This window comes from Streptomyces sioyaensis, assembly GCF_004122735.1.
In the GTDB taxonomy this organism is placed as follows: domain Bacteria; phylum Actinomycetota; class Actinomycetes; order Streptomycetales; family Streptomycetaceae; genus Streptomyces; species Streptomyces sioyaensis.
Genome location: NZ_SDIF01000251.1, coordinates 1 through 2,860 on the forward strand (window position 1 = coordinate 1; position 2,860 = coordinate 2,860).

Sequence of the window (2,860 nt, forward strand, 5' to 3'; positions counted from 1 at the left end):
TGGGGTTGTCGGGTGTGGAGCGGGAGCGGGCGCTGCTGGAGTTGGTGCGTACGCATGCCGCAGCAGTCCTCGGCTACCACAAGCCGGAGTCGTTGGAAGCACGTTGCGCCTTCCGGGACTTGGGCTTCGACTCGCTGACCGCCGTGGAGTTGCGTGGCCGGTTGAACACCGAAACCGGGATGCGACTGCCCGCCACGGTCGTCTTCGACTATCCGACCCCGGTTGACCTGGCGCGTTACCTGGGTGACGAGCTGTTCGGGACCGGGACGGACATGGTGCCCGGTCTGCCGGTTCTGGCGTCCACTTCGGACGATCCGGTGGTCATCGTCGGGATGAGCTGCCGTCTTCCGGGCGGGGTGGCCAGTCCTGAGGACCTGTGGCGGCTGGTGGCCGGAGCCGAGGACGCGATCTCCGAGCTGCCCCATGACCGTGGCTGGGACCTCGATGCCCTCTATGACCCGACTCCGGGACAGCCGGGGAAGAGCTACTCGCGCCATGGCGGATTCGTCAGCGGAGTCGACCAGTTCGATCCGGCGTTCTTCGGTATCAGTCCTCGTGAAGCCGTGGCGATCGACCCGCAGCAGCGACTGCTGCTGGAAACATCCTGGGAGGCGCTTGAGCGCTCCGGTATTGATCCGCAGACGTTGCGGGGGAGCCGCGCCGGCGTCTTCGTCGGTTCGAACGGTCAGGATTACCCTGCCCTGCTGCTGAGCACCCCGGAAGGCCAGGACGGCTACCTCGGTACGGGGAATGCAGCCGCTGTGGTGTCGGGCCGGGTGTCGTATGCGCTGGGTCTTGAGGGGCCGGCGGTCACGGTGGACACGGCGTGTTCGTCGTCGCTGGTCGCCTTGCACCTGGCCGCGCAGTCCCTGCGCTCGGGCGAATGCGACCTCGCCCTTGCCGGCGGCGTGACGGTGATGTCGACACCGGGCGCGTTCATTGAGTTCAGCCAGCAGCGCGGCCTTGCTGCTGATGGTCGGTGCAAGGCGTTTTCGGATGCCGCGGATGGCACTGGTTGGGCTGAGGGCGCCGGCGTGTTGGTGGTGGAGCGGTTGTCGGATGCGCGGCGTAACGGTCATCGGGTGTTGGCGGTCGTGCGCGGTTCCGCGGTGAATCAGGACGGTGCGTCGAATGGTCTGACGGCGCCGAATGGTCCCTCGCAGCAGCGGGTGATTCGGCAGGCGTTGGCGGGTGCGGGGCTGTCGCCGTCGGATGTGGATGTCGTCGAGGCGCACGGTACGGGGACGTCGCTGGGTGATCCGATCGAGGCGCAGGCGCTGCTTGCGACGTACGGTCAGGGCCGGGACGAGGGCCGGCCGTTGTGGCTGGGGTCGGTGAAGTCGAATATCGGGCACACGCAGGCGGCCGCGGGTGCGGCGGGCGTCATCAAGATGGTGCTGGCCTTGCAGCACGGTGTCCTTCCGCAGACGCTGCATGCCGATGAGCCGTCGTCGCATGTGGACTGGTCGGCCGGCAATGTGCGGCTGCTCACCGAGGCCGTCGGCTGGCCGGCGGGGGAGCGGCTTCGTCGGGCCGGTGTGTCGGCGTTCGGCGTGAGCGGCACCAACGCGCATGTGGTGATCGAGCAGGCTCCGGTGGAGGAGAGCTCGGACGCGCTGCCGGTTGGTGGTGTGGGTGTGGTGCCGTGGGTGGTGTCCGCGCGGAGTCGGGAGGGGTTGCGGGCGCAGGCGCAGCGGTTGTTGGCGCATGTGGAGGCGCGGCCTGAACTGGGTCTGTCGGAGGTGGGGTTCGCCCTGGCCACGACACGTTCGGCATTTGAACACCGGGCCGTCGTCCTCGGCACCGAGCGCGATGCTTTGGTGGACGGGCTCAAGGCGCTGGCCAAGGGGGACGATGCCGCTTCCGTGGCGACCGCTCTGGCTGCACCCGAAGCGCGATGGGCGCTGCTGTTCACGGGGCAGGGTGCGCAGCGGTTGGGGATGGGTCGGGAGCTGTATGAGGCGTTCCCGGTCTTCGCGGATGCCTTCGACGCGGTGTGTGCGTACTTCGACGGTGAGTTGGCAACTCCGTTGCGGGACGTGGTGTTCGGCGAGGATGCGGAGAGGCTGAACCAGACTGGTTTCACTCAGCCGGCGTTGTTTGCGGTGGAGGTGGCACTGTTCCGGCTCGTCGAGTCCTTGGGTGTGCGCCCCGACTATCTGGTGGGGCACTCCATCGGTGAGCTGGCGGCTGCGCATGTGGCTGGCGTGCTGTCGCTGGAGGACGCGTGCCGGCTGGTGGCGGCGCGCGGACGGTTGATGCAGGCCCTCCCGGCCGGCGGTGCGATGGTCGCCCTGCAAGCCACCGAGGCCGAGGTACTGCCGCTGCTGGAGGATCACGAGCAGCGGGTGAGTATCGCGGCGGTGAATGGCCCGAAGTCGGTTGTGATCTCCGGTGTGGAATCCGCGGTGGCGGACATCGCCGGGCGTTTCGAGTCCGAGGGCCGGAAGGTGAAGCGCCTCCAGGTGAGCCATGCCTTCCACTCCCCGCTGATGGAGCCGATCCTCGACGAGTTCCGGACGGTCGCCGAGAGTGTGGCGTACGCGGAGCCGCGCATCCCGGTGGTCTCGAACCTGACCGGCGAGCTCGCCACATCACAGGAGCTGACGTCTCCCGATTACTGGGTGCGGCATGTCCGCGAAGCCGTCCGCTTCGCCGACGGCATCCGCTGGCTGGCGGAGCACGAGGTCACCCGGTTCCTGGAGATCGGGCCGGACGGGACCCTGACCGCCATGGCGCAGGGATGCCTCGACGGTGACGTGGACGACGCGGACCATGTCCTCATCCCCGCTCTGCGCGGTGATGACCGTGGCGAGGTGTCCGCGCTGTTGTCTGCCGCCGGCCGGGCGTTCGTCCACGG

Annotated in this window: 1 protein-coding gene; it reads left to right on the plus strand. The window is 68.4% G+C overall.

Annotated features, from left to right (window positions below):
* Positions 1 to 2,860: type I polyketide synthase (locus EST54_RS33580; RefSeq protein ID WP_129251447.1), on the plus strand; the 2,860-nt coding region annotated here is incomplete at both ends.